The organism is Bradyrhizobium sp. USDA 4501 (assembly GCF_054062115.1).
Genome location: NZ_JBSSEX010000001.1, coordinates 7,202,860 through 7,222,282, shown reverse-complemented (window position 1 = coordinate 7,222,282; position 19,423 = coordinate 7,202,860). Strand labels below are relative to the sequence as shown.

General features: G+C 61.4%; 19 protein-coding genes. 10 read left to right on the top strand and 9 right to left on the bottom strand.

Annotation, left to right across the window (positions count from 1 at the left end):
- Nucleotides 1-3 precede the first annotated feature (3 nt).
- Both ACVWZM_RS33285 and ACVWZM_RS33280 read left to right on the top strand, forming a co-directional pair.
- Nucleotides 4-1,926, top strand: coding sequence for an NAD(P)-binding domain-containing protein (locus ACVWZM_RS33285; RefSeq protein ID WP_456855639.1), 1,923 nt, complete (start codon nucleotides 4-6; stop codon nucleotides 1,924-1,926).
- A 506-nt stretch (nucleotides 1,927-2,432) separates the two neighbouring features.
- Nucleotides 2,433-3,062: a DsbA family protein gene (locus tag ACVWZM_RS33280; protein WP_456856812.1), complete on the top strand. Its 630-nt coding sequence runs from the start codon at nucleotides 2,433-2,435 to the stop codon at nucleotides 3,060-3,062.
- Nucleotides 3,063-3,101: 39 nt separating this feature from the next.
- Here ACVWZM_RS33280 and ACVWZM_RS33275 read toward each other — a convergent pair whose 3' ends face one another.
- Together ACVWZM_RS33275 and ACVWZM_RS33270 are read right to left on the bottom strand one after the other, a co-directional pair.
- Nucleotides 3,102-4,112: a glutathione S-transferase N-terminal domain-containing protein gene (locus tag ACVWZM_RS33275; RefSeq protein WP_456855638.1), complete on the bottom strand. Its 1,011-nt coding sequence runs from the start codon at nucleotides 4,110-4,112 to the stop codon at nucleotides 3,102-3,104.
- Nucleotides 4,109-5,605: a M81 family metallopeptidase gene (locus ACVWZM_RS33270; RefSeq protein WP_456855637.1), complete on the bottom strand. Its 1,497-nt coding sequence runs from the start codon at nucleotides 5,603-5,605 to the stop codon at nucleotides 4,109-4,111. Before ACVWZM_RS33270 ends, ACVWZM_RS33275 begins: the two co-directional genes overlap by 4 nt.
- A gap of 187 nt (nucleotides 5,606-5,792) precedes the next feature.
- On the opposite strand from ACVWZM_RS33270, the gene ACVWZM_RS33265 reads away from it, so the two are divergent.
- The 3 genes from ACVWZM_RS33265 (at nucleotide 5,793) to ACVWZM_RS33255 (ending at nucleotide 7,941) form a co-directional block, all read left to right on the top strand.
- Nucleotides 5,793-6,587 carry a class II aldolase/adducin family protein gene (locus ACVWZM_RS33265; protein ID WP_456855636.1) on the top strand — a complete coding sequence of 265 codons (795 nt, stop codon included), beginning with the start codon at nucleotides 5,793-5,795 and terminating at the stop codon, nucleotides 6,585-6,587.
- A 466-nt stretch (nucleotides 6,588-7,053) separates the two neighbouring features.
- Entirely contained in the window at nucleotides 7,054-7,245 is a 192-nt protein-coding gene (locus ACVWZM_RS33260) for a hypothetical protein (protein ID WP_456855635.1), read from the top strand.
- A gap of 291 nt (nucleotides 7,246-7,536) precedes the next feature.
- Nucleotides 7,537-7,941, top strand: coding sequence for a response regulator (locus tag ACVWZM_RS33255; protein ID WP_076834133.1), 405 nt, complete (start codon nucleotides 7,537-7,539; stop codon nucleotides 7,939-7,941).
- Between the two features lie 74 nt (nucleotides 7,942-8,015).
- Here the strand turns inward: ACVWZM_RS33255 and ACVWZM_RS33250 are convergent, their stop codons facing one another.
- On the bottom strand, nucleotides 8,016-8,216 hold the full coding sequence (locus tag ACVWZM_RS33250; RefSeq protein WP_016847327.1) for a hypothetical protein: 201 nt from the start codon (nucleotides 8,214-8,216) through the stop codon (nucleotides 8,016-8,018).
- A gap of 152 nt (nucleotides 8,217-8,368) precedes the next feature.
- Here ACVWZM_RS33250 and ACVWZM_RS33245 point away from each other — a divergent pair, with 152 nt between their 5' ends.
- Nucleotides 8,369-8,563 carry a hypothetical protein gene (locus tag ACVWZM_RS33245; protein ID WP_016847326.1) on the top strand — a complete coding sequence of 65 codons (195 nt, stop codon included), beginning with the start codon at nucleotides 8,369-8,371 and terminating at the stop codon, nucleotides 8,561-8,563.
- A gap of 296 nt (nucleotides 8,564-8,859) precedes the next feature.
- The gene (locus ACVWZM_RS33240) at nucleotides 8,860-9,288 is read left to right on the top strand and encodes a DoxX family protein (RefSeq protein ID WP_141339808.1); all 429 of its coding nucleotides are present in this window, start codon (nucleotides 8,860-8,862) and stop codon (nucleotides 9,286-9,288) included.
- Between the two features lie 869 nt (nucleotides 9,289-10,157).
- Here the strand turns inward: ACVWZM_RS33240 and ACVWZM_RS33235 are convergent.
- The 3 genes from ACVWZM_RS33235 to ACVWZM_RS33225 all read right to left on the bottom strand — a co-directional run bounded on the left by ACVWZM_RS33235 (nucleotide 10,158) and on the right by ACVWZM_RS33225 (nucleotide 13,163).
- The gene (locus ACVWZM_RS33235) at nucleotides 10,158-10,340 is read right to left on the bottom strand and encodes a hypothetical protein (RefSeq protein WP_018272863.1); all 183 of its coding nucleotides are present in this window, start codon (nucleotides 10,338-10,340) and stop codon (nucleotides 10,158-10,160) included.
- A 495-nt stretch (nucleotides 10,341-10,835) separates the two neighbouring features.
- A complete protein-coding gene (locus tag ACVWZM_RS33230) occupies nucleotides 10,836-12,242 on the bottom strand; it encodes an adenylate/guanylate cyclase domain-containing protein (RefSeq protein ID WP_246786778.1) in 1,407 nt (468 codons plus the stop codon).
- Between the two features lie 393 nt (nucleotides 12,243-12,635).
- Nucleotides 12,636-13,163, bottom strand: coding sequence for an invasion associated locus B family protein (locus ACVWZM_RS33225; RefSeq protein ID WP_159109496.1), 528 nt, complete (start codon nucleotides 13,161-13,163; stop codon nucleotides 12,636-12,638).
- A 216-nt stretch (nucleotides 13,164-13,379) separates the two neighbouring features.
- On the opposite strand from ACVWZM_RS33225, the gene ACVWZM_RS33220 reads away from it, so the two are divergent.
- The 3 genes from ACVWZM_RS33220 to ACVWZM_RS33210 all read left to right on the top strand — a co-directional run bounded on the left by ACVWZM_RS33220 (nucleotide 13,380) and on the right by ACVWZM_RS33210 (nucleotide 15,156).
- A complete protein-coding gene (locus ACVWZM_RS33220) occupies nucleotides 13,380-13,508 on the top strand; it encodes a hypothetical protein (RefSeq protein WP_283805986.1) in 129 nt (42 codons plus the stop codon).
- A gap of 64 nt (nucleotides 13,509-13,572) precedes the next feature.
- Entirely contained in the window at nucleotides 13,573-14,037 is a 465-nt protein-coding gene (locus ACVWZM_RS33215; protein WP_456855634.1) for a GNAT family N-acetyltransferase, read from the top strand.
- An 84-nt stretch (nucleotides 14,038-14,121) separates the two neighbouring features.
- The gene (locus tag ACVWZM_RS33210; RefSeq protein WP_456855633.1) at nucleotides 14,122-15,156 is read left to right on the top strand and encodes an AI-2E family transporter; all 1,035 of its coding nucleotides are present in this window, start codon (nucleotides 14,122-14,124) and stop codon (nucleotides 15,154-15,156) included.
- Here the strand turns inward: ACVWZM_RS33210 and ACVWZM_RS33205 are convergent.
- From ACVWZM_RS33205 to ACVWZM_RS33195, 3 genes are all read right to left on the bottom strand, one after another.
- Nucleotides 15,153-16,871: a metallophosphoesterase family protein gene (locus ACVWZM_RS33205; RefSeq protein WP_456855632.1), complete on the bottom strand. Its 1,719-nt coding sequence runs from the start codon at nucleotides 16,869-16,871 to the stop codon at nucleotides 15,153-15,155. The genes ACVWZM_RS33210 and ACVWZM_RS33205 overlap by 4 nt on opposite strands.
- A gap of 66 nt (nucleotides 16,872-16,937) precedes the next feature.
- Nucleotides 16,938-18,077 carry an epoxide hydrolase family protein gene (locus tag ACVWZM_RS33200; protein ID WP_253625938.1) on the bottom strand — a complete coding sequence of 380 codons (1,140 nt, stop codon included), beginning with the start codon at nucleotides 18,075-18,077 and terminating at the stop codon, nucleotides 16,938-16,940.
- A gap of 310 nt (nucleotides 18,078-18,387) precedes the next feature.
- Nucleotides 18,388-19,341, bottom strand: a complete 954-nt coding sequence (locus tag ACVWZM_RS33195) for a hypothetical protein (protein WP_456855631.1) — start codon at nucleotides 19,339-19,341, stop codon at nucleotides 18,388-18,390.
- Between the last annotated feature and the right edge of the window lie 82 nt (nucleotides 19,342-19,423).

The window sequence follows — 19,423 nt, the reverse complement described above, 5'->3', positions numbered from 1 at the left end:
CGCATGAATATCGAGCTTCCGCGCAAACACCTCGATCTGTCCTCCGCCATCGCCGAGGGCGACATCCGCGTGCTGCTGATGGTGCTGGTGCACATGACCGGCGACGAGAAGTGGCTCGAGCCGCCCTACAAGCCGAAGCGCGACGTCCGTCTGATCCCGGATCCCGACGCCGGTGTGCCTCAGGAGATCCAGGACGAGATTCGCGCGGCGGTCCTGAACCTGTTCGCGAACGGCACCCCGAAGCCCGTCATCACCGATCCCGGCAATGAGCTGATGCTGCGGATGATGCGCGCGACGCTCGGCGACAATGTCGCGCCGGAATATGCGCCGCTGATGCGGGAGGAGATGGGCTTCATCCCACGCGACGCGCGCTGGCGCGAGCGCCCTTCTGGCGAGAAGCTGGCGCAGCAGCATGTGCTGATCGTCGGCGCCGGGGTCTGCGCGATCGCGCTTGGCGTCGCGCTCGGCCGGCTCGGCATCCCCTATACGATTGTCGAGAGGCAGGACGAGATCGGCGGCACCTGGTACGTCAACCGCTATCCCGGCTGCGGCGTCGATACGCCGAACCACTCCTATTCCTTCTCGTTCGGCGCCCGCAATCCGTGGACCCGCTATTTCGCGCAGCGCCAGGAGCTGCTCGATTATCTGCTCAAGGTCGTGCGCGAATACGACATCCGCAAGCATGTCCGCCTCAATACCGAGCTCGTCGCCTCGCGCTGGGACGAAGGCAAGCGACGCTGGATCTCGACGCTGAAGACTGCCCGCGGCGAAGAAACCTTTGAATCCACCGCGCTGGTCAGCGCGATCGGCCAGCTCAATGATCCCCTGCCTGCCCGCTTTGAGGGAGACGAGGCCTTCACAGGCCTGAAGGTCCATTCGGCGCTGTGGTCCGACGACATCAAGCTCGACGACAGGCATGTCGCCGTGATCGGCACCGGCGCAACCGCGATGCAGCTGGTGCCGTCGATCGCCGACCGCGTCGCCTCGGTCACCGTCTACCAGCGCACCGCGCAATGGGCGCGGCCGGTGAAGGGCTATTCCGATCCGATCACCGAAGGTGCGCAGTGGCTGCTCGCGCATCTGCCGTTCTATGTGCAGTGGTATCGCTTCAACATGTTCTGGCGTTACGGCGACGGATTGCTGCCGTTCCTGCGCAAGGATCCGGCCTGGCCGCATCCGGACCGCGCCGTCAACAAGGGCAACGACCGGCATCGCCAGGAGCTCGCCGACTTCATCCTGTCCGAGCTGAAGGATCGCCCCGACCTGATCGAGAAATGCATGCCGACCTATCCGCCCTACGGCAAGCGCATCCTGCTCGACAACAACTGGTTCAAGACGCTGACCAAACCGAATGTCGAGCTGGTCACCGACAAGATCGACCATTTCGCCGCAGACGGAATCGTCACCGCCGATGGCACGTCGCGGCAGCACGACGTCATCGTGATCTCGACCGGCTTCAAGGTCTCCGAGATGGCGGCGCGGCTCAACATCACCGGGCGTAACGGCAAGAACCTCAAGCAGGCGTGGCGCGACGACAATCCGACCGCCTATCTCGGCCTCACCGTGCCTGATTTCCCCAATCTCTTTCTGATGCTCGGCCCCAATTCGGGGCCTGCGCATGGCGGCAGCGTCATCTTCCAGTCGGAGTGCCAGAGCCGCTACATCTCCGCGTGCCTTGTCGAGATGATCGAGAATGACATCGCCGCGATCGACGTGCATCCCGACGCGCATGACGCGTATATCCGCGACGTCGACGCCGAGCACGAGCAATTGATCTGGACGCATCCGGGCATGACGACCTACTACCGCAACAGCAGCGGCCGGGTGTTCTCGGCGATGCCGTGGCGGTTCGTCGACTACTGGAAGATGACGCACGATCCGGACTTCACCCAATATCGAAAGACCAAGTCGCGACAGGACTCCTGACCTGAATTCCCTCGCTCGTTAACTTGACAGATGGCTATAACTGCCGCAGCATTTCGCTGACTGCACCTGTTGGGGTGCTGGAGCGCTTGCTCCTCGCGTCGCAGGAATTGACGGACGATTATGGGATCGGCCGTCAGGCAGCTGAAGCGGACAGATGTCCGTCGGCCCACCCTTGGAGAGGAGCATGACGCCACCGGCGCAAGCCAGCGACCTTGCTCAGCGGCAAGGTCTCGGTGCACGTTGAGGCAAACAGCAGCTGCTAGCCGCGTGCGCCACCGACAATCTGAATATATCCGCAGGACAGGAGCGCAAAGGCCACGCGCTTTTAGGTCCCGAAACACGACTGGTCGATACCAGACATCCTTCGCTAAAACGAAGTAGCAGGGCCCCGCGATGCTTGACTGCACCGGGGCCCGTTCGTTTGCCCGCGATCTCCCCTTCGTCACGCCGCATTGCGCCACCGCACGGGATCGGGAACAATTGTCGCGACGAGATGGGGAATGATGATGGAAAAGCCGCGGGTCCGAATCTACACCGACTACAAGTCTCCCTATGCCTATGTCGCCAACAAGCGGCTGTTCGAACTCGAGGAGACATACGGCGTCGAGCTGGAATGGCTGCCCTATACGCTGCGCATTCCCGAATTCATGGGCACGGTCGAGGAGCGTACGCCGCACTTCTGGCGCAAGGTGCGCTACGCCTACATGGATGCGCGCCGGTTCGCCAACGCGCAGGGACTGACCATGAAGGGCCCGCGCCGGATCTACGACGCCTTCTACGCCAGCGCCGGGATGCTGTTCGCGCAGCGTCACGGGCTGTTCCGGCCTTATCACGATACGGTGTTCCGGAAGTTCTGGAACCACGAGCTGGAGATCGACGAGCTGGCGGAGATAGCCGGCGTGATCACCGCGGTCGGTGGCTCCGCCGACGCCTTCGAGGCCTATGTTCGCGGCCCTGCCCGCGCCGAACATGATCGCATCATCGACGAAGCCGAAGCGCTCGGCGTGTTCGGCGTTCCCAGCATGGTGTTCAACGACGAGTTGTTCTGGGGCGGCGATCGCATCGATATGCTGATCGAGCGGATCAAGCAGCCGGAGACGATTGCGATCGCGCTTGGCAGCCGGCACCGGACGTAGGCGCCGACCGTTTCGAATCGGCCTATCGTCGCTGATCGATCAGCCTCCGTTCAGGATCGCCCAGCACCTGGTGCGTTCCAGCGCCGGTTTCAACGCCGCGCGATCGCCGGCATCGAGCGCGGCAAACTTCTCGCGCAGCTGCTGCAGGCATTTGACCTGATATTTGAACGGCGCCAGTGCATAGGGCAGTCCCCAGACCTTGATTTCGAGCCGCTCGAGGCCTTTCGCGAATGCATCCGCGTTGGCCGCAAGGAACGGCAGATAAAGTTCGCCGGCGATCCGCAGCAGCGCCTCCGCGAACCCGCCAAGCGCCTGCTCACGAGGATACCAGTCACCCTCGACACCTGATGCATCATCGAGCCGCCGCACCCAATGATCGGTGAACGGCGCGCGCTCGCGCATGATCCGCATCGGGGTCGGGTCGGTCGCCATCTCGCTGAGCTGGCCGAACCAGGCAAAATCCGCCAGCGACGGCCGGCTGCCGAACAGATAGCTCCTCATGCCGACATGCGGCTCGAACGCGGCAAGCGTACGCCGGTAGCTCTCCTCCAGCAGCGGCCTGTTCTCATCCGTCGCGCCGAGAATGACCATGCGCGAAATCTGCCGCTGCCGGAACTCTTCGATCTCCTCGCGGCTGCCGGCCTCGGCCTGCGATGTTGACCACTCCTCGCCGGCCCAGCGCGAGACATAGGCCTGGTCTTCCGGATCCCACCAACGATAGAGAAACAACGGCTTCACCGCCCATTCGTCGGCGAGGTCCTCGAGCAGATCGCTGATGAAAGCGATGGCCTTGTCTTCGGGGATCACCGACCGTCCCTGATGCCGCGCTTCCAGATCATAGGCCAGCGTCGTGGTCTCGCCGCGGTAGCTGCCGTCGGGATATTGCAGCACCGGGATCAGCATCGGCTTCAGATGCGCGGTTGCCTCGCGCAAAGCCTTGGTCATGATCACCCAGTCGTGCGGGATCCGGCGGTAGCGCATCAGCGCGCGCAGCTTGATCGCATAGGGCGACGCAGTCGAGCCGATCAGGCGATAGCGGTTCTCCGTCATGACGATTGCTCCAAAAACGCCGGATTGCCGTACGGATAGAACTGCGCGAGATCGACGTTCTTGTACGGCAGCTTGTCGAGACGCGTGGTACCGAGGAACGGCTCATCGGGTTCGACCAGGAGGATCGTCTTGGCAAATCCATTGTCGTCGAAGCCGCGCCGGAAATGGACCCGCGACTTGATCGCCATCACGTCAAAGGCGCCGATGTCGGGCACCAGCGCCTTCAGCGAGAACGGCTCCATGACCTGCACCAGATAGGTGGACAGGATCAGCACATTGTTGCGGCCGAAGCGCACGCAGACCCAGAATTGGCCGTAGCCCTCGCCCGTCGCCGAAACCGTGCCCTGAACCCGAACCGGATCGCCTGCCGACTCGTCGGCGCGACCACCGATCTCCATGTCGAAGGTATCGCCGGCCTTGGCGCCCGCGGCCTTCAGGCTTGCGGTCGCCCTGGCGTCGGCAATGGTCGCGATCACGGTGTTGGCGAGGTCCTGCGCGATGATCTCACGCAGCAGCCAGGTCGCCGACCCCGACCGGTCGCTGTGATCGGCCAGCACCACCGGTGTGTTGCCAGCGGCGACGGCCTGCTTGGCCAGCGCAATACCCTCGGTGATGCTGTACAGCCTGGTCGATTGCAGCAAGGGTTCGCGCAGCCGCCAGATCGTGCCGGCGAGATCGCGCGCGATTTGCTCGGCGAGCTTTGGATTGTCGTTGGTCAGAACCTGCACGGTCATGCCGACATCGGGAACGTCGGCGAACGGGAAGCCGAAGAAGATGTTGACATAGACGTCGACCTCGCGCGCCTCCCAGACCAGCGCGCGCTGCACGAGGTCCATCCAGGGCCGCGCCCCGGTCCATTGCAGCACCGTGGGCGAGATCACGGGAACCTTGATCGTCCTGTGCGCCGGCTTGTAATCGCCTCGGATCGCCCGCACCAGCATTCGCGCCGCGCGTTCGCCCTGCAGATGCGCGTCATAATGCGGGAAATATTTGACCGCGAATGCCATGTCCGCCTGCTCGAGGAACGCCTCATCCTCGTTGCCGTGAGGATCGAACGTCGCCGCAATGAAGGCGGAGCGGCCGACCACTTCGCGCACCTGCCGCGCCAGATCGGCTTCGGGACGCGGCACGCCGCGCACGGCCATCGCGCCATGCAGGCACAGATAGACGCCGTCGAACGGTCCCTCCTCCTTCAATCCGGCGATCATCTTGCCGGTGAAGGTGCGATAGGCTTCCTCGGTGATCCAGCCGGATCCGGTGTAAGTCTTCGGCCAGAGCGGGGATTCGATGCCGACCAGCTCGACCTCGGAGAACTCGCGCGCCACCTGCACGAAGCCGCCCATATAGTTCATGGGATCGAACTGCAGCAGCGCCTCGCCTTTGGCCGGCGAGCCCGGATAGATGAAGTCGTCGAGCGTGGTCTCGTTCGGCAGGAACGAGACGGTTTCGTGGGAGAAATGCAGGACGGCGATACGTATCTTGCGATCGCTCATTTTGGTGCGCCTCGGCTGTTTTCCGCATTGTGGCATTGAAGGCGCGGCGCGCCAATCCGCATTCGGTTTTTGCCCGCCAGACCTGCAAATACGCAGACGCAGCGCAGCTTGCCGCCGCGCGGATTCTGCTATGGTCCGCGGCAACGATCGGGCCGCGGCCCCGCAGATACCTCAAGGAGAGAACGCCATGAATCCCCCCGTCAGTTCGCCCGCGATCAAGGTCGTCAAATCGGTTCGCGAGCAGGTGAGCGCCGAGGAGTGGCAGGCCCGCGTCGATCTTGCCGCCTGTTACCGGCTGACGGCGATGTACGGCATGACCGAGATGATCGCGAACCACATCTCCTGCCGGGTGCCCGGCACCACCGACCAGTTCCTGATCAATGCCTACGGCATGCTGTATGAGGAGATCGACGCCTCCAGCCTGATCAAGGTCGACGTCGAAGGCAACACGCTGCTCAACACAACCGACTATGACGTCAATGTCGCGGGCTTCGTCATTCACAGCGCCATCCACATGGCCAAGCACGACATGGATTGCGTCGCGCACACCCATACCCCGGCCGGCATGGCGGTCTCGGCGATGGAATGCGGCCTGCTGCCGCTGGCGCAGACCTCGATGCGCTTCCTGCACATCGCCTATCACGACTTCGAGGGCATCGCCGACAATGTCGACGAGCGCGAACGCCTGGTCCGCGACCTCGGTGACAACGAGGCGATGATCCTGCGCAATCATGGTCTCTTGGTCGTCGGCCGTACCGTGCCCGCCGCGTTCAACGTGCTGTTCCGCCTCGAGCGCGCCTGCCAGACCCAGGTGATGGCGCTGTCCTGCAACACCAAGCTGATCTATCCGCCGCAAAATATCCTCGAAGACACTTATGAGCGGATGCTGCCGAAGCCCGGCCGCGCCGCCCGCAACGGCGAACTCGCCTGGCCCGCGCTGCTGCGCAAGCTCGACCGGACGGATCCATCGTATCGGGATTGAAAGCGAAAGCCGGCGCAGGCTTTCTCCATTCGTCGTCCCGGCGAAGGCCGGGACCCATAACCACAGGGTAGCGTTGTTGAAAAACAGGCCGTGGCCCCAGCGTCGCGCAACAATTCGCATTCGTGGTAATGGGTCCGGCCTTCGCCGGGACAACGCTGAAATTGTTGCACGATCTGTGAGTCACACATCCGCATTCTCGCGACACATCTGCCCGAGCTTTGCTCTTCGTTCCGCCCTCCCTGTTGAAGAGAGCGTAGGGAAAGTTGGGAGCCGATCGCACCCATGGGCCCCGAGCAATGGGTAGAACTTGACGTTTCAAGCGGGTGAAGAAGCGCCGAGTGATCCAGCAGCCGCTGTCCGACCTGCCGGTCGAGATTGCCCGCGAGGCGCTCAGGGCATCGAACAAGCAATACGTCTTCGCCTGCCCGCTCGGCGATCAGCACGATCTACGCGGACGGCGGCGACCTTGGCCGGCGATCTTGGCTTTGATGATGCGTGGATCGCACGTTGCCTCGATCATTCCTCGAGCAAGAAGGCCGAGGTCGCCGTGCCCACCGTCACCGGCAAGGTCTACAATCATTCGACGCGAATGAAGGAAAATCGACGGCGTCGCGGCCGAGTTGTGACGGATCATTGGCAGCCTCGCAAAGCAACCTGAGACCAATCTACGTCTCGTCGCCTGAATTACGTGCGGAATACCAGACGGGCGTCTTGGGAGCCCGCACGTGTGGGACCCTTTCTTTGTAAAGCGGTGCGAAGCCATTTGGCTTACGCAAGGCCTCCGGCAGATGAGATGTCCATCTGGATCGACACGGGAGAACACCGCCGGCCCCTCGAATGATGAAACGCAAGAACCGAGGGGAGTGACTTTATGCGTCCCGAAGGGAACGATCTTCCTGCCAGGGCGTCAATTTGGAACTCGCTCAACGCTGCGGCGGGAGGTGGCCCCTTGGACACTATCGATATCTTAATCGTCGATGACGAGCATTTGGTCCACAGCTTCATTAGCGGTCCTCTTAGCGAGGCGGGCTTTGCGCCATTTGGCGTTTCGTCGGGCGATGAGGCGTTGAGTTTGTTGCGAGACAGTGGAGATAAGTACCGAGCCCTCGTCACCGATGTAAATCTCGGCGCGAATACGATGGATGGCTGGCAGCTTGCTCGCCGTGTCCGAGAAATGCATCCCGATTTTCCGATCGTTTACATGACCGGCGCCAGCGCCGAGCAATGGACTGCGAACGGCGTGCCCAACAGCATCCTTTTGACGAAGCCATTTGCGCCTGCCCAATTGGTGACTGCCGTCTCTCAACTGTTGAATGTTGGCACGTCTCCGCTCTGTCCAAAGGACTTGCCATAGCCGCGCCACCGGGTTTGCGACACAGATGGCGACATTCTAGGCTGCGTCATGTTTCGCCCGAGCCCATTTGCGGCTTAGTGCACCGTCTGCCGTCGATGCCGCGACACGTGCTCGATCAGTTCCGCGTTCAAACAATTTAGGATGCGCTCCAACTGCTCGTTGACCAGCAAGAGAGCCCTCAGAGCGCTGCGCACATCGCCGTCGCAGGCGGCAACGATCTCGTCTAGCTCCCGATCATATTCGTCCAGATAGTCGTTGGTCGTTGGGTGCGGCATACGAACAACATCCAAACAGAAAATACCGTCTCAGGATCGACGAGCACGCGGCTTGTCCTTGATATTCACAGGCGAGCGCCAAAGACCCGGTTGCATTTCGGCGAACGGCGATCTGCTCTGGACCAATACTTTCAACGGTTTTGGGAGATTACATGGTCGAGGTGTATTTCAATGTCAGACATGATCTGCTCGTCGTGAGAAAGGGTTTTCCGGTGCCGGCTGTCAGCGCTCAAGGTAAGTGGCGCAAGAGCAGAAGGAGGGTCGTCAGGGTCAGCGAGGAGATCAGACAGGCGGTCCAGAGCCACGGCTACTACATGCGTAAACTGCGCGATCTCAAGAAGAACTAGCACCGATCGGCACACAAAAGCCCGGCCGCCAATTAAGACGGCCGGGCGAAATGCAAATATGAACTCGATGAACACTGGGTATATGCTGCGGTGCGGGGCGAACTTCCATTCCGGATGAATACGGTGGCTCCGGTTTACCGGCATGTCGTCCGGGTTTTTACCGATAGACTGCATCGCGCGCAGCGCCTCCAATGGCTGCATTCTTTTATTAGTATTTGCGGTCGCGCCGTTCCGTCGGACGATCTCCTGCCAGTAGACCTTCGGACCATGCGCTTCCGCTTCATTGGGAGCATGCGATGATCGACCAAAGGACTGCGCCTTACGCTGCGTTCATTTTGCGGATTACGATTGCCGGGCTGTTCCTGGCGGCGCTCTACGGTAAGTTCATCTTGAAGCCGATCAGTCTTTGGTGGAACGGCCTATTGAAAGCCGGATATCCAGAATGGGTGCTCACATACACGTTGAGCGCGGAATTCGCGGCGAGCATCCTATTGCTGCTCGGCGTCTATACCCGCTGGGTGAGCTTGTACACGCTGCCGATGATGCTCGGTGCCACGCACTTCTGGATGGTCCGTAAGAACTTCTGGTTCGTCGAAGGCGGATGGGAAATGCCCTTTGTCTGGGCGGTGATGCTACTCGCCCAAGCACTGCTCGGCGATGGCGCCTTCGCATTGAAGGTGCCGGCGCTGCCTTGGGAGCGACGATTGCAAAAGGTGCCTGCATGAACTTGAGCGACGTCATGTGAGGATCGACGAGCCGAGGAGCGGCCCTAGCTCAGGTAGCTAGGGCCGCCGGTAAGCCCAAGGCGCAGTACACCCCTGCGCTCGTCCTCACTAGAGCGGAACCCCTAAGGTTGCATAGAGCGCGGGACTGCTAAATCCCAAAGGAGTGCCTCATCTGTCTCACCATCATCATGGTGGCGTCGGTATATCGGCCGTGGGTGAGATACTGGTCTACCTGCGATGCACCTAGCAGCGCGAGGGCTGCAATCGCAAAACCTTTGATCATCGTGGGCCCCATAGGGAGACCGCCAACCGGGCTGGTCAGGTTGAGCATTCCGGAATGCGTTGTCGCTCGTCGCGACCTAACCGCAATGACCTAGACTGACACCAATTGGTAGAAAACCGTTAATCGGCAACGCCGGTCTGGGTTGCCGGCAGTGATATCGCGCGAGAGGCTTGATACTGCCGATCCCGTTAAGGTTTTCGGTGCGCGAGCGGGCCGGCTTTCAGGGCATTCGACGGGCGGCCTCTCTTTTCTACATGAACAGGGCAATAGCCACGATTGCGATGGGGCTTAGCCCGAGCGCCACGATGAGCTAGGGATCGCCGGTGCAATTTGTGCCACGGCAAAGCACCGTGGGGTGGTAAATAGCTGGTTCTCGGAGCATATTAGCCTTTATGAGACCGTGGCTAAAAATGGCGCTGATAGTTCTCGGCTTGTGCGCAGGCTGGATGGTCATCGGTTTATTGACCGTAGACGATGACGACGAATTCCACCAAGTCATCACGGCGTACAAAGCGCGCTAACTGGGACTGGCACTCGGTTCACCCACGGAGGGCAGAACTACGACGCGAACACGGCAACCAAACTCCTATGTGCTCTGCGGTTTGGAAGCGTTGATCGTCCGTTCCACCTCATCAGCGAGCGCCCGATGATGGGCGGCTAGCTTGGCAAACAAGTCTTTCTTAGTCTCGTTGGTCGCGAGCTTGCTGATGAGTTCGCACTCCTCGGCCTCGACCCGAAGCTTCTCCAAGTGCGCCTTCATGTCCTTCATTTGAGGTTCCCCGATGCCGGGAACCATTTGAAGAGGGCGCTAGCGGACGTCAATACCCTGCGCTAATCGAGATATGAAACTCTGTTCACCCCGGAGAACATCGGCAGTCCAAACGGGTAAGAACAGATGGTGTCCAATGGAAATTGATGGGGCCAGAACATCTGATGGCGCCTCGTCAAACGAGTTCGTGGCCTAATCGGCAACGGGACCTAAGCTAAGGTACTTTGAGCCGTGCCCTCGAAAGGCGGTACGCGTGACGCCGGGCCTTTCGCGTATTTGGTCCCGTCTTTTCGCGATTTTGCTGCGCCGGGTTATCGTTGCGACTTCCGTAGGATAGCGCGATGAGCGATTTGGAACTGGTATGGCGATCATGGCGGGCGCTTTCGCGGCTTGACCGGCGGCGATCTATCGAGATGCTTCGGTCGCATTGCGCCGAGGAGCGCGCAACGGTGCTGCGCCGGAATGGCAGCGCCGTCTATGGGTCAAGGCGGCCTACTATTTGCTCGCGGCGAAAAGATCCCATTTCCCGGGCAGCCCCTTTAATTCGTATGAGCCTCGCTCGGAGAACTTCAGATCGGTGCCTGCTACGAGGTCGGTGACCACCCGCGAGACAAATACCTCATTGCTTCCCGACTGCGACATCACCCGCGCGGCTGCGTGGACGGCAATGCCACCGATGTCGTTGCCTCTGATTTCGACCTCGCCGCAATGAAGACCTGCGCGTACGGGCAGGCCAATACTCTTGCTCTCTTCACTGAGCGCCAAGGCGCATCGCACAGCCCGCCCCGGCCCGTCAAAGGTCGCCAGAACGCCATCGCCTGTGCTCTTCACCAAAGTGCCGCGATGCTTGCTGACAATCCGGCCGGAAAGATCGTCGTGATTGTCCAAGAGGTCGCGCCAACGGTGATCGCCGAGTTGCAAAGCGAGATTGGTCGATCCAACGATATCAGTAAAGAGAACGGTAGCGAGTATGCGCTCCAGATCAATTCCCTCGCTGGCGCGTTGTCCAGTGATGAATTCTTCGATGTCTCCGGTAACGCGCTCAATGTCTCCCGTCCAGAACGCGTGATCGCCCGACGGATATTCAATGTATTTCGCTCCCGGGATACCGGCGGCGAGCTGGCGGCCTAACGTTACAGGCACCTGCGCGTCGGTTGTTCGGTGCAGCACTAGGGTTGGCGTGCGGACGACTGGGAGGATGGGGTTGATGTCTATCCGTCGGTTCGAAAGTATGTAGGATTTCAGTGCGCCAGGACTGCTGCCCAACTTTTCGAATTTTGCGATGCGAGCGAGTATCTCCGGATTGCCAGCATCACTCGCGAAAACTCGCTTGAGGAAGTCACCGTTTCCCCAACTCTTTACGACGTAAGCTAACCGTTCCTGAACCTCGGATGGCGTGAGGTTGGGCGGGAGCAGGTCTGATATCCGCGCCAGCCCTCCGAATAAGACCAAGTGGGAAACGCGCTCTGGGTAGGTCGTCGCGAATAGAACGCTCATCGACGCGCCTTCAGAGAAGCCAACTAGCGCAGCACGCTTGGAGTTGATTGCGTCCATGATCGTGCGGACATCGTCGATACGTTCCTCAAGAGACGGTACGTCGGCCAACCGATCTGATAGTCCTTGACCTCTCTTGTCGAACGTGACGACCCTTGAGAACTTCGCCAAGCGACGAAGAAAGCGCGTATAGCCCGGGAGTTCGTGCTGAAAATCGATGTGGGATATAATGCCCGGAACTAGGATAATGTCGGTGGGCCCGTCGCCCATGACTTGATAGGCGATGTTGAAGTCGCCGCTCTGCGCATACTGCGTCTCGGGCAACGCTACTTCCGTCATCGCGGCCCCCACCATTTGTTCGCGTTTCCAACTATCTTCCAGATCAGGCCGGACATCAACGGACGTCATCCACCGTAAATGCCCGGTATTTGTCCGTCACACGATGGGCCGAAGCTATGGTCTGGCACCTGAAGGTGAACGGTCTAAGGGCCTATTGGGACCCAGCTCAAGCGACTCTGTTTAAGCCATTGACAGACATGGCTTTATTCGTTCTTTGGATCATGAAAAAAAGGCTTGGCATCAGGACCACACGACTTCACCGTCGACGTCATGCGCACTCGTCAGTTGCGCAATCGGCGTCCACCGCATCTCGACCCACGTTCGTGACGACCGCGAAGCGCCCCTCAATCGGGTGAGACGGGCGGAATTGGATCAATGATTTGCCCGACGACGGAAGCGGGATTTGCCCGTCGGGGTGATCTGTCGCAGCCATCGTGCGGTGAGCGCGGAACGTCGTGCCGCTCAGCTTCCGAGCTGAATGGTGCGCTCCAGCGCCGCGGCGAAGCCGTTGAGGGGGACGTTAAAGACGACAGCCTGCCCGTTGCTGATGCTCTGTGCGGCAACGGTGAGCATTTTGGCCTTGCTGGTGGTGTCGGTCACGGCCGTGGGAAAGGATACCGGCAGCAAGCAGCCTTGCGCCGTGCAGGTGGAGAAGCGCGTCTGTTCGAGATCCTTGCCGTCAAGCTTGAGGACGGCCCCGGCGTCGAACTTCAGCCCGAACGGCATCAAGATGTTGCCTTCGGCCTTTCCGTCCCTGGGAATCAATTCGATGGCGAAGATTTGCTGATTGGTTTCCTTGGCGAACTGTGTCTGCCCGAGGGTACACAGCTTGGCCCCGCCGTCGAGCTGGCATTTGACGATCCAGTCTCCGTAGGTCTCGCTGATCGCGGAAAGCGCCCTTGGGAAGCTGGACGGCGCGGACCACGCCGTCCATCGCGGACGTCCGGCTCCGTGTGTCGATCGGCATGGAGACGGTGCTCCCACTGGCATCCGACACATCGGGAGTTCGGGCGGCTTGCGCCGAACCGACGCCGACCATGACGACGAGAGCAACAATCGCCCGAAGACGCCTGTCTGCTGCGCTGACCGTCACCATTGCATTCACTCCGCCTCGTTACGTCCCGAAACCGACTTGCCTCTTCGTCGGCGTATTCGTGGACATAATTCCCACGTGAACGAGATAGGTCTACGTGGAGAGCCGCTGATATGCAAGAGCTGATCGCCGCCGGTGTAATTGTCGCGATTGTTGCGTTCTGCGGCGGGTATTTCTGGGCAATTGCACGTGAAGCCAGGACCGCGAACAAGGCCGCGAACAAGCAACAACGCAAATGGTAGTCCGGCGCCTCGACCTTGCTCCCGTGATTTGCCCGCGGGATGCGTTTTCAACTAAGCTCGCCGGATGGACATGCTCGTCAAGCTCTACGCCCTGCCCGATTCCCGGCCCGCCTACGATCGATTGCTCAAGGCCGGAATTGTCATGCGCCGCGCGCTCGCGCCGGAAAAGCACAAGGTTGTGGCCTGGGTGCGGGAGACATTCAGCGAGGCGTGGGCCAGCGAAACCGAGGTCGCGTTCAGCCGCCAACCGGTCTCCTGCTTCATCGCGATTCAGCAAAAGAAGATCCTCGGATTCGCCTGCCACGACGCGGCCTGTCGCAACTTCTTCGGTCCGACCGGTGTCGCGCCGAAGGCGCAGCAGGGCGGAATCGGCAAGGCGCTGCTGTTTGCCTGCCTCGAGGACATGAAACACCAGGGTTTCGGTTACGCCATCATCGGCGGCGTCGGGCCGGCGGATTTCTATACGAAAGCTGTCGGCGCGGTGGCCATCGAAGGTTCCGCGCCGGGGATCTATCGAGGATTGCTGTAGCTGCGCCGCAAGTCCATTTCCGTCTTGTCGCGCGACGAGACAGACTGACAATCTCTGCGTTCACGGAGATCGGGTAACCCAAGGATGGCTGGCGGGTTGAAGATCACGACCGGCATCATCGCCGCGGTGCTGGTGATTGCGGCGGTGGCTCAGGCGCGCAGCGTGCTCGCCCCGCTTGCGGCCGCCCTGTTCATCATCGCGATCGTCTGGCCCGTTCAGCAACGGCTGCAGTCGTGGCTGCCAAAACTCTTCGCGCTCGCCATTACCGTCGTTGTTACGGTTGCCACCTGCATCGCGTTTGCCTCGCTGGCAGCATGGGGGTTCGGCCGCGTCGGGCGCTCCTTGATTGCGGATGCGGCGCGGTATCAGGCCTTCTACGATGCCGCGGTGATCTGGCTCGACGGCCATGGCGTCTCGTTCGCCGGCGTCTGGGCGGAGCATTTCAATGTCGGCTGGCTGCTGCGCACCACGCAATACGTCACGGGGCGCGTCAACACCACGTTGAGTTTCTGGCTCATCGCGCTGGTCTATGTCGTGCTGGGACTTCTCGAGGTCGACGACGCTGGTCGACGAATCCAGCGGCTGGAGAATCGCACAGCTGCCCGCGTCCTGCTCAAGGGCAGCAAAGCGACGGCCGCCAAGTTTCGTAAATATATGCTGGTGCGGACGCAGATGAGCGCGGTCACGGGTCTCTTGGTCGGCCTGTTCGCCGCCGTGACCGGGCTGCCATTCGCATTCGAATGGGGCGTGATCGCCTTTGTCCTCAACTACGTTCCTTTCGTCGGTCCTTTCATCGCGACGCTGTTCCCCACGCTGCTGGCCATGACGCAGTTCGAGAGCTGGCCCGCGGTGTTTGGCGTGTTCGCCTGCCTCAACGTCATCCAGTTCGTGGTCGGCAGCTATATCGAACCGCGGGTGGCCGGCTCAACGTTGTCGATCTCGCCGTTTCTGGTGCTGTTTGCGATCTTCTTCTGGAGCTCGCTTTGGGGCCTGTTTGGGACCTTCATCGGCGTGCCGATCACGCTCGCTATTCTGACCTTCTGTGCCGAGAGTCCGTCGGCCGCATGGATAGCCGATCTGTGTGGCGGATTGCACCATGACAAGCCGGAAGCGTCCTAGCTTGCGGCAATCTCAACCCGCTCGGGCTCGACGAGGCAGAGCTTCCGGTCCGGGCCGACCATCATTTTGTGGATATAGAAATAGCTGGCTGCATCGTCGGCCCCCATCACCGGCGACGGGGCCGAGACGATCCTCGACGCACCACATGTACCGATCCAGTCGATATGCCTGTGACCGTGCATCACCACCGAGCGATCGGAAAACCTTTGTAACCTGCGTACAAACCAGGTGCCGTTGATCAAGGCTGTCCCAATGCGCTCGGCAAATGTCTTCACCGGCATGGGATATTCCATCACGTGATGATGTAGCGCGATGGTCCAGCATGCCGTCGGAAAATGACGGATCGCAGCCTCCAACCGCCGCGTTTGCGCTTCCGAAACCAAACCGAGCGCGTTGGTGAAGGAGAAGTGGGTTTCGGCGTTGGAGTTGAGAATGGCGATCCCGAGGCCACCGTCCTGGTCCGGCGGCAGGATCATCGGGAATTGATCATCGAACAGGCCACGGAGCGCCGCTGCGCGGCGCACGCCTCCGTGCTGCGCAAATTGTATTATCCGATCATGATAAGGGGCGAGCGCCTGGTTCAACGTGGCCGACGGTTTGCCGGAACCGTCGATGACGCGCACGCGATCGCCCTGGACCGCCGCGATCGCCGACAGGGTACGCATCTGCCGTAGCCGCTTGCCCGGGCTGAACGGCAGGTCGAGGCGCGCAGGATTGGCACGATCCACGACGTTAACGTCATGATTGCCCGGGAGCATGATGATGCGTGCTGCAAGCTCGGGATGACCTGCCAATGCATCGAGAAATTCCGCCCATTCGCCGGGCCGGCCGGCGTCCGTCATATCGCCGCTGATCAGCACGTGGTCGAGCGGATCAATAGTGTGAATTTCGGCAAGGCGAGCCAACACGCGATTGAAGTGCTCGTTTCCCCGCGGACCGGCGGTCCCGCTTTCGATGCGGAAGCCGTACCGCTCGCCGACCACGTGAAGATCGGACAGATGCGCAACGCGCCAGCAGCGGCCTCCGGACGGCGTCGCGTCGAATCCGGCCAGGTCGGCCGGTTGTTCCATACTGGCGTCGGCCACGCTCCAGGCCAGTGACGCGACCGCAAGATAGCAGGACACCAGCACCACGGCATTCGCGAACGTCGGCAACACCAGATGATGGATCAGAACAAGGTCATTGACGGTCGCAGTCCATTGCGAGGCAGGCCAGGCCAGGGCCGCGATCAATGCCGCCCCCGCGGAGAGCAGTATGCCGGCGCCGACCGAGCAACCGCGGCGCAGCCTCGTGCGAGAGGCAGGAGTTGCGCCGGTGCGCCAAAGCAGCTCCGCCAGATGGCCCAGCGCCTCGCGCGTGAAGGCATAGCTCGGTTGGACCGCGAGCGCGTTCAGCGACCAGAAGCTTGTTTCCGCGATTTGAAGCAGCGGTCGTCCGCCGAGCCATCCCAAGGCCGCGATCACAATCAGCATCAGCACGGCGCCCACTTCGGACAGGGCAAGAGCGTGTTGCGAAAGGCTCGAAATCCAGGCGGATGCGACCAGTGGCGCAAGGCCGAGCAGTACGCCCGGAAGCAGAAGCGAAACCGTCCAGGCGAACAACAGTTTCGTCGGGCTTATCTCAACCAGAAGGCTACCCAAGATCGCGAACAACGAACGCTGTTCCGGGCTGGCGGCATTGTCCTCAAAGTCGCCGAGGCGGGGATCAAGCAGCACGCCGACGTCCTCCGTTGCACGGCGCATTCTGTCACAAACCGCTTCAGACCAACATACGCGTCAGGCTCAGCGCAGCTTCCCGAAGAACTCGCGCACCTCGCCGATGAACAGCTCGGGTTGCTCGAATGCCGAGAAATGTCCGCCTTTCGGCATCTCGCTCCAGTGCCGGATGTTGGTGAAGTTTGTCTCCATCCATTTGCGGACCGGCGTGACGATCTCCTTGGGGAACACGGCAACGCCGGTCGGCACGCTCACCTTGTGCGGGGTTCGCTTGCCCGGCCCAAAACTTTCCCAATAGAGCCGCGCCGATGACGCAGCCGTCGCGGTGACCCAGTACAGCATGACGTTGTCGAGCAGTTCGTCGCGGCTGAGGATGTTTTCCGGATGGCCGTCGCAATCGGTCCAGGCCCAGAATTTTTCGAGAATCCAGGCCGCCTGCCCGCAGGGCGAATCCGTCAGGCCATAGCCGAGCGTCTGCGGCCGCGTGGACTGCTGCTTGGAATAGCCGGAATCCCAGTCGGCATAATATTTGATGCCGTTGAGCGCCCTCGTCTCCTCCGGCGTCGGCTGCCCCTCGACATTGGGCCGGGTCGACATCGCAAGCGTGATGTGGATGCCGGCGCAATGTGCAGCATCCTGCCCGCCGATCGCGGTCGTGACCGCGGAGCCCCAGTCGCCGCCTTGCGCGAAATAGCTGGCGTAGCCGAGCCGCTGCATCAGGACGGCCCAGGCCGTCGCGATCCGGTCGACGCCCCAGCCCGTCGCTATAGGCTTGGCCGAGAAGCCGAAGCCCGGCAATGACGGGCACACCACGTGGAAGGCATCGGCGGCGCGGCCGCCATGCGCGGTCGGATCGGTCAGCGGCTCGATCACCTTGTGGAATTCGACCACCGATCCCGGCCAGCCATGGGTGATGATCAAGGGCCGCGCCTCCGGATGCTTCGAGCGGACATGGATGAAGTGGATGTCGAGCCCGTCGATTTCGGTGGTGAACTGGCTGAAGCGGTTGAGCCGCGCCTCGCGCTGCCGCCAGTCATAGGTCTCGGCCCAATAGTGGCAGACGTCCTTGATCCATTGCAGCGGCGCGCCCTGGCTCCAGTCGTCGACCAGTTCGGCTTCCGGCCAGCGGGTCCGGCGCAGCCGATTACGCAGATCCTCGAGGACATCGTCGCTGACGGCGATGCGGAACGGGCTGATGGCGGTCATGGCGTCTCCACGGGGATGCTGAACTTTCGGGGAAGATAGGCTGGCGCGGGTCGCCGATCAAACCCCGCGCAGCAAACCTCGCCTGCACGAACCCTGCACGACTAGCCGCGAAATCTGACGACAAGAACCATCATCGGCACCGCGATCTTGCTAAGACATCGGCCACAATAGGTCGACATCACGCGCAGGCGATCGAAAGGCTGATGTCGCAGAGGACGGAGCTTGTTGTGGCAATCTATCTGATTAGCATCCATGACAGACAAGATGCCGTGCTGAAGTTGGGATTGCCGCCGGTCAATAGCTCGCCGAGCTATTTGCCGATCGCCGCCTCGAGCAGCGCCTGGGCCTGCCTGGTGGCCGCGGCGAAGGCCGGCTGTTGCGGCGCGCGCTCGGTGAAGCAGCGCTTGAACGCATCCTCGCCCTGCTGGCGCAGGTCACCGAGCTTGTCATAGGCCTGCCTGGTGATCTGCTTGCGCTCGAGCCTCTCGGCCGCCGCATCGGCCTTCTTGTTGTAGTCGGTTCGGATCTCGGTGCAGGCCGGCACTTGCACCGCCGGCTCGATCTCGCCATAGGCGACATACATCTTGCCGCCGGCGAGCGCCGCCACGAACACCTCGTCGGCCTTGTCGGGGAACGAATCCTGGGTGCGGCCGGCCAGGAAGCCGTAAGCCAGGGCGGCCGACGCCGGCTTGGCGATCGGCAGCTCGTCGAAATTGACCACCGCGGCATCGGTCGAGATCGCCTGGGTGTAGAGGCCCTCGAACTTCAGGGCGGCATCGACCTGCTGCGGCACATTCTTGCTGCCCTTGTCCCACCAGGTCTTGTGTTCGTGCAGCCAGCGCGTGAACAGAGGCTCGGTGGTGACGATGATATGGGCTTTCGGCTCGACGAAGCTGCCGTCGGCGCGTTTTTCTCCGATCTTTGCCCCATCCCTGCCGGTGTCGGCATCGAAGCGCAGGCCGTCCAGCATGCCGAACCCCATATCGCCCTTATATAGAGTGTCGAGGTTGAGCTGGGCCGGAGCAAAGCCCGGCCGGGCGGGCTGGGACAGGATGGCCGTCAGCTGCCCCTTCAGCTCGTCGCGCGCGGCCACCTCGGCCTTGTCGACGGCCTCATTGATCTTGTTGTCGTTCGACAGCTTGGCGAATTTGGCGATCGCGGCGTCACGCGCGGCGATATAGCGGTCTTCCGGTGACGCGGCGCGGGCCGGCGAAAGCAGCAGGATCGGCGAAAGGACGAGGGCAAAGCGGAAAATAAAATGCATGCCCTGTGGTCGTCCGCAGGGCATGCAAGGTTCAAGGTCACGGGTACTACCAGCATATCCCTCGCCGGCAGACCCTCTGCCG